Annotated in this window: 8 protein-coding genes; 4 read left to right on the top strand and 4 right to left on the bottom strand. The window is 49.0% G+C overall.

Annotated features, from left to right (window positions below):
• The 4 genes from JX312_RS06555 to JX312_RS06545 all read right to left on the bottom strand — a co-directional run.
• The coding region (locus tag JX312_RS06555) for a lytic transglycosylase domain-containing protein (RefSeq protein ID WP_204457448.1) at positions 1-1,680 on the bottom strand (1,680 nt) is incomplete at its 3' end.
• 40 nt (positions 1,681-1,720) lie between these two features.
• A complete protein-coding gene (locus tag JX312_RS14110) occupies positions 1,721-2,509 on the bottom strand; it encodes a DUF5683 domain-containing protein (protein WP_239653835.1) in 789 nt (262 codons plus the stop codon).
• On the bottom strand, positions 2,506-3,330 hold the full coding sequence (locus tag JX312_RS06550; RefSeq protein WP_124030084.1) for a ParB/RepB/Spo0J family partition protein: 825 nt from the start codon (positions 3,328-3,330) through the stop codon (positions 2,506-2,508). The genes JX312_RS14110 and JX312_RS06550 overlap by 4 nt, the downstream gene beginning before the upstream one ends.
• A 57-nt stretch (positions 3,331-3,387) precedes the next feature.
• A complete protein-coding gene (locus JX312_RS06545; RefSeq protein WP_123404404.1) occupies positions 3,388-4,173 on the bottom strand; it encodes a ParA family protein in 786 nt (261 codons plus the stop codon).
• A gap of 583 nt (positions 4,174-4,756) precedes the next feature.
• On the opposite strand from JX312_RS06545, the gene JX312_RS06540 reads away from it, so the two are divergent.
• The 4 genes from JX312_RS06540 to JX312_RS06525 all read left to right on the top strand — a co-directional run bounded on the left by JX312_RS06540 (position 4,757) and on the right by JX312_RS06525 (position 7,222).
• Complete coding sequence (locus JX312_RS06540) at positions 4,757-4,942, top strand: hypothetical protein (protein ID WP_124030027.1); 186 nt, start codon at positions 4,757-4,759, stop codon at positions 4,940-4,942.
• 20 nt (positions 4,943-4,962) lie between these two features.
• On the top strand, positions 4,963-5,757 hold the full coding sequence (locus JX312_RS06535) for a threonine/serine exporter ThrE family protein (RefSeq protein WP_204457447.1): 795 nt from the start codon (positions 4,963-4,965) through the stop codon (positions 5,755-5,757).
• 75 nt (positions 5,758-5,832) lie between these two features.
• The gene (locus JX312_RS06530; RefSeq protein WP_123404408.1) at positions 5,833-6,318 is read left to right on the top strand and encodes a threonine/serine exporter family protein; all 486 of its coding nucleotides are present in this window, start codon (positions 5,833-5,835) and stop codon (positions 6,316-6,318) included.
• Positions 6,319-6,322: 4 nt separating this feature from the next.
• Positions 6,323-7,222 carry a LysR family transcriptional regulator gene (locus JX312_RS06525; protein WP_123404410.1) on the top strand — a complete coding sequence of 300 codons (900 nt, stop codon included), beginning with the start codon at positions 6,323-6,325 and terminating at the stop codon, positions 7,220-7,222.
• The last annotated feature ends 106 nt before the right edge of the window (positions 7,223-7,328 follow it).

Genomic DNA, 7,328 nt, shown 5'->3' with positions numbered 1-7,328 from the left:
CTTTGACCCCTTCTTTGATTTTGCAGGAATCTTCACAGTCTTTCCGGCACGCAGTTTGTCATTGGTCATGCCGTTCGCCCTTTTGAGTTCAGCAATGCTGACACCATATTTCTTGGAGATACTGCTCAGACTCTCGCCGTTCTTTATCTTATGCGCTTTCGCAGCAGATGCCTTTGCCTTGGTTTTGCTTTTTGCCGCAGCCGCTTGCACTGATTTCCTGGAAGACGAAGCCGGTGCATCAGATTGCCACGTACGCTCACCGCCTGCGGGAACCTCGGTTGCCTCAGCAGTCAGCAGTTCCGTCTCACCTTCCCCGGAAGCGGTATTGATACGCAAAAGCTGCCCTGTTCTGACAGCGTTCCTGCGCAGACTGTTCCACGATTTGATCTGCTCGGGAGCCACATTGTAAGTCTTTGCTATCGATGCAAGCGACTCTCCCGGCTTGACTTTGTGGGTAACTGTCCTAACACCCTTTGAAGCGGAAGCCGCGGCAACAGGAAGATTACTGTCTTCAGGATTGGTATCGGCAACGGTTTCCGGGACAGAATTGTCTGCGATCATCGGATGTTCTCCCGGTTGCACGTTTTCCCGACGCGCATATTTTGTCGCGTCGTGAGCCTTTATCGCATCTTCGCTCATCAGATATGCATGAACCTGCTGGGAGGGGAGAACAAGTGTATATGAACGTTCAGGAGAACCGGGAACAATATCAGCACGGAACTGAGGATTGAGGACTCTAAGCTCATCTACAGGAATATCAAGAACTGCCGATATCTGCTTGAAATGCACACGGTCCGAAATCTGCAGAGTGTCGGTAATCAGAGGTTTAGTCGGAATCACCGGACTTATGTTATGCTGCGGATAATAATTCATCACATAGTTCGCAGCTATAAACATCGGCACATATCCCCTCGTTTCAGGCGTAAGGTAATTATATATCGACCAGAAATCATGTTGCCTGGGATCGCCTCCGGCACGGCGGATGGCTTTGTTTACAGCCCCCGGACCACAATTGTAGGCAGCGATTGCAAGACTCCAGTCCCCATAGGTAGCATACAGATCGCTGAGATACTGGGCTGCCTTTTTAGATGAAAGATACGGGTCGCGACGCTCATCTACAAGAGAATTTACCTCCATACCCAACCCTTTTGCCGTAGCTATCATAAACTGCCACAGTCCTGTGGCGCCATGCCTGGAGACAGCATTGGGATCAAGGCCCGATTCTATAACCGGAAGATATTTCAGTTCGAGAGGAAGACCTCTCTCCTCAAGAGCCTGCTCGAAGATAGGAAGATAATAATGGCTGAGACCAAGAAGCACAGTCACCTGCTCGCGACCTTTCTGCGTATATCGGTCTATATAAGACCTTACAATCTGATTGTAGGGCATCTCTATAACCGTAGGGAGTTGTGCGAGACGCTCGCGTATTGTCTTGTCATCGTTGCGGGTATCACCCTCTCTCCTATAGCGGTCATCGGTCGCCATATAGTTTTTCATATACCACCCTTCAAGCATTTTGCGCGTGTCCGCCTCAAAACTTTCCGGATAGATTATATTATTGTCGGATATGCTTGTCTTCACATCAAGCACAGTGTTTTTTTTCTGCGGTGCAGAAACCGACGGAAGAGCTGTTGCGGCTACCGCACACGCAAGGAGTATATGACGTATCTTATTCTTCATTATTCTATATCGTTAGGCTGACTGCCGTTTTATAAGCTGTTTAAAAAGTAAATGCCCAGTTGATTCCGAACGCCGGCTTGCGCGAGGCAGGCTGCAGCATCAATGTCGGACTCATATCGAGCGAAAGGTCGGGAGAGATGTCGAAATGCGCCATAGAAGCATCGATATACGCATCTACCATACACACCAGATACAACGCCACAATGCAGATGATGCACAGGTCCCGGTTTCTGCGGAAATAATCGCGGCGGCTCTTGAACGTGCGCGTGAGCCACTCGGTGTCAAGGTCGCTCTCATTCACTGTTGGCGGAAAGAAATCGAGGTANCTTTTCGTATTGGGATCGCNGNCGACAAGATCCCGATAGCCTTGCACATAATCCTGATATTGGTTATTGTTCCAGTTTGTGGCGTAACCGAGTCCCATGAATCCGCCCACTACAATCGGAAGTTTCCAGTAGCGTCTGTTATAGATCTGTCCTAAACCAGGACACAATGCCGACAGCCACACCGCCCTCTGCGGAGAGGGGTTGAAAGCTATCTTGCCGTCAAGCCCATATGGATAGTCATCCGCTGTGACTTCCGTAGGGGGTATCGAATCCGTCACTTCGTCCGCCTTGACAAGGATCTCAGCATCGGCATAAACCACAGAATCAGGCTGGACCGGAGACTGAGGCTGCGCCACACTCTGCGCCCTGGCAGGCAACACAAGGTAATCGAACGGAAAAAGGAGCACAACCGCCAACACCACCACCAGACCGCGCTCCGCGGGACGAAGTTGCAGATTTCTGCCGAATAACCTGATATTGCGCCTCTTATTTTCCTGACTCATTGTTTTAATCTCTCGAATATTTTAACAAGCTGATGAAGCTCGTCGTCAGAAGCGAACTTGAATGTAACAGACCCTTTTCCGCTCTGTGAGCGCGAGACCTTCACCGGCATCGAGAAATAGCTTGTGAAGTCTTTCTCAAGCATACGGATGTCGGCGGATTTCTCACTTTTCACCTTTGCCGGAGCGTCGTGATTCTCACCCTCCGCGAGCTTACGTCCGAGTTCTTCCACGGCACGCACAGACAATCCCTCCTTTATCACCTGCTTGTAGAGCTTAAGCTGAATCTTAGGGTCTTCCACCGACAGAATCGCACGGGCATGACCCATATCGAGTTTTCTGTCGCGCAAGCCAAGCTGAATCTCGGCGGGAAGCCGGAGCAGACGCAGGTGGTTTGCTATCGTGGCGCGTTTCTTGCCGAGACGTTCGGAAAGGCGTTCCTGTGTCAGATTATACGAATCAATAAGTTTCTTGAACCCCAGAGCCACCTCTATGGCGTTCAGATCTTCGCGCTGGATGTTCTCTATAAGAGCCATCTCAGTCATTTCCGAGTCAGAGACTGTCCGCACATATGCCGGCACAGAGGTCAGACCTGCCTTGCGTGCCGCTCGCCAGCGCCGCTCGCCGGCAATTATCTGGTAATTCCCCTCATCGTTCATGCGGAGCGTCAGCGGCTGCACCACACCCAGTTCGCGAATAGACGCGGCAAGCTCTTCAAGAGTTGTCTCGTCGAACGAGCGACGGGGCTGGTCCGGATTGGGCTCGATGCGGCTGATATCTATTTCCGATATTGCCGAAGAGCCCTCAGTTCTTATATCTCCCATTGAGATCAGCGAATCAAGTCCCCGTCCCAATGCATTTCTTTTCAAAGCCAAATTGTCTTAGTTTTCAGATTTCGTACTCTTTTTATTTCTCATCAGCAACTCCTTGGCAAGCTGCACATAGGATATGGCACCACGCGAATCGGGGTCGTAAAGGATCACTGGCAGACCATGACTCGGAGATTCCGACAGTCTGATATTGCGGGGTATTACAGTATCGAACACCATCTTTCCGAAGTGTCCTCGCAATTCCTCGTAAATCTGGTTGGCAAGACGAAGACGGGCATCATACATGGTCAGTAGAAAACCCTCGATCTCAAGTTGCGGTCTCAGACGGCTCTTGATTATACGCACAGTGTTGAGAAGCTGGGAAATTCCCTCTAATGCGAAATATTCCGCCTGTACGGGTATCAGGACCGAATTTGATGCGGTCAGCGCATTTATGGTAATGACCCCGAGCGATGGCGAACAGTCAATCAGAATGAAATCGTAATCGTCTTTGACCGGCTCAAGCAGTCTCTGGAGAATGCGCTCCCGGTCGCGGCGGCTCATAAGTTCCACTTCCGCTCCAACAAGATCGATACGCGAGCAGATTATATCAAGATTATCGATAGTAGAGTGCATTATTGCCTCCGCCGCGGGATAATTGTCAACCAGACAGTCATAGATGGATGCATCTGTAGGCTGGGGCTGCATGCCGATGCCCGAAGTGGCGTTTGCCTGCGGATCGGCATCTACTAAAAGCACACGCTTGCCTGCCACAGCCAGACACGCACCGAGATTGAATGCGGTGGTCGTTTTTCCGACACCGCCCTTCTGATTTGCTATTGCTATGATTTTACCCATTCTGATATTTTGAGAATATCCTTCGAAATTGCAAAAATAATCAAAATTCCCCTCTTTCCATAAAAAATATTATTAAACTACTTTAAAATATGCTCAGCATCCATCCAAACACCTCTTACACAACGACACTGCGAGACAACACACAGTATCTGTCATTGGCATCACATAACAAATCCAATTGAGACTCATTTACGAGGCGGCATAACATAAATATGCCGCCTCGCTTCTTTTCAAACAGATTCTATCTATCGCCGCTATCGAAACTTCCGCATGAAAATCATATTTTATGAATGTTTCCGATTGTTATTTTGCAGAATCATTTTGACAAACGTCTGTTTGGTCTCAAACTATCAATAAACAAAACTTGTCTTGATTGATTTATTTTTTCTTAACATCAGCGAGATATTTCCGAGGTGTTTTCGCCATTCGAAGAGCCGGCAACCTTACCGCTGGCGGTGACGCGAGGGGTGAAAACAACCGGAAAGATCCGCTAAGGCTGAGAAAAGAATCAACGATATCATTATTTTAACTTTCGTGAATAAGTCAAGACGAGCTCACATTCAAAAAAACTAAAACTATGGACATGCCGTTATTAACTTGGTTGCTGATTGTCGGAATCCTTATTCTGGCTGTTATTACCAGAACGATAATTTTTCTACACACCTCCCGCAGGGAACGCTTCCATTTCCGTCCGTTCGAGATCGGTAGCGAAAGAGAGGAGTTTTTTGTACCGGGAGACCCGCAAGGCAGCGATGAAGATATTGATTAAAACCTCTCTTCCATAAATAAATGACAGAGATTCCACTTAAAGAAACCTGCGAACCGGATGTAAGGAAGGTATGCGTGTTTCTGTCTGACTACAGCGCATGGCTGCTCGGATGCGGGTCAACTTGCGTGCGACTTGAAAAGAATGTGACACGCATTGCCCGCGCATATGGCAAGACCGTAGACATTACGATCATGCCGCGTCACGTGCATATCTCGGTAAGAGACAAAAACGGTGGTGACTTCGTAACTTCCGTAGCCACAATACGCCACACGCCTATCAGTTTCAATATCAATACACGTCTGAGCGAGCTCAGCTGGGCAATAGCCGAGAAACGCATCAGTCTCAGAGAGGCGGAAGAGCGGTTCAGGGAAATTGTCACCAACGACCGTCAGAACCCCTGGACCGTGCTTTTGCTTGTGTCTCTTGCCAACGCCTCTTTCTGCCGGCTTTTTGGTGGCGACATCACTGCGATGGGGGTCGTGTTTATGGCGACTATGGCGGGATACTGGCTTAAAACCCAACTGCTTTCAAAAAAAGTCGACATCCGCGCCACTGTGGCGATATGCGCTTTTGTCTCGGCGGTGCTCGGTGCCACCGATTCCCTTTTCGCTCTGGGAAGCACCCCTGACATCGCGTTGGGAACGAGCGTTCTATATCTCGTTCCGGGGATTCCATTGCTGAATTCTTTCAGCGACATGCTTTACCGATATTACATCTGCTCCATGAGCCGTTTCTTCGATGCGGTGGTAATCACCGGATGCCTGTCGATCGGGTTGTGTGCCGCAATGTTCATGATGAACGCCGGAATGTTTTGAACGAAAACATCGAAGGAATTTCAAATTGATAAACGAAGTGATTTAGAAACAGATTCCAAACGGATTTCAGACATTATGTTGGAAAAAATTTTAGAGGATGCATTGTTTTCAGCGATAGCCGCTATCGGTTTTGCAGCTATCAGCCGTCCCCCGGCAAGGGCATATCTTTATTGCGCGGCTATAGCCGCAATCGGACATGCCGTCAGATTCATGCTGATGACTCCTGAATTCGGTGTGAGACTGCACATAGTCACCGCCTCGCTCGTCGCCGCGTTCATGGTCGGCATCATCGCTGTAGTCTTCTCTCCGGTGGTGAAGACTCCTCCTGAGACATGTCTCTTCCCGGCACTTCTCCCGATGATTCCGGGCATGTACGCCTACCGTTCTTTTGCAGGTGCGGCACTATGCGTGCTCAGCGCCGGTCAAGAGCAGTTCGACCGCTATTTCTATCTTTTCGCATCAAACTCATTTACCTGCGTATGCATATTGCTCGTAATGGCGGTAGGCGCCACAATACCTATTTTTCTCTTGAAAAAGATATCATTCCAAGCCACACGATAACATTATGGAACTGCGTCAACTGAAATATTTCATAAAGACAGCCGAGACATTGAGTTTCTCGGAGGCATCAAAAGCTCTATGCATAACACAGAGCACTTTGTCGCAACAGATAAAACAGCTTGAAACCGAATTAGGCACCCCTCTGTTTATCCGCAGCAGCCACAGCGTCTCACTCACTGAAGCAGGAGAAGAGATGCTCCCCTACGCCAGACACACAGTCAACTCCGCGGAGCTTTGCGCCGCACGCATATCGGACCTCAACAACATGACTGCCGGAACCCTAAACATCGGTGTTACCTATTCTTTCAGCCCGATACTCACCGAGACTCTCATAATGTTCCGCAAGATGTATCCCGACATAAAACTGAATATCTGTTACCGCCCCATGGCAGAACTTATGGAACTGCTTAAATCGAGAGAAGTGGATTTCGTGCTGGCTTTCAGACCGTGGAAACCGGAAGACGGGGTTGAATCCCATATCCTTTTTCAGAATTACCTCGCAGCCATCGTTGCCGAGGGTCATCCATTGGCAGAAAAAGAGAGCGTAACTCTGTCGGAACTGCAAAGATACGACCTTGCCCTCCCCTCGCGCGGACTGCAGGCACGCAACGCATTCGAGCTCATCAAGCCCGCAGGTTACGATTTCAGGATAAAGATAGAGCTGAATGAAGTGAACATACTGCTTAAGATAATCAGACAGACAATGCTTGTGTCTGTGCTTGCAGAAGCCACCATCCACAACGAATCGGGAATAAAAGCCATACACCTCGATTTCCCTGAAAATGAACTTGCCGGCTGTGTACACACTCTTCGCGGAACATACCGCAAACGAGCCGCACAGGAATTTATCCGTCTTCTGAGCGAGTCAATGGCTGTCAGGGAACGCCAGAACGACTGGATCTGACTTCTCTCCTTATCAAGGAATATCCAAAATGGCGGTGTGTCAAAATTGATAAAATTTGACACACCGCCTTTATTTTAGCCGGATGGCGAGGATGCTGTCAGAATGG

The sequence above is a fragment of the Barnesiella sp. CU968 genome, from assembly GCF_905219685.1.
Lineage (GTDB): Bacteria > Bacteroidota > Bacteroidia > Bacteroidales > Muribaculaceae > Lepagella > Lepagella muris_A.
Note: the sequence above shows the minus strand (reverse complement) of the source record. Positions and strands in the feature narration are given on the sequence as shown.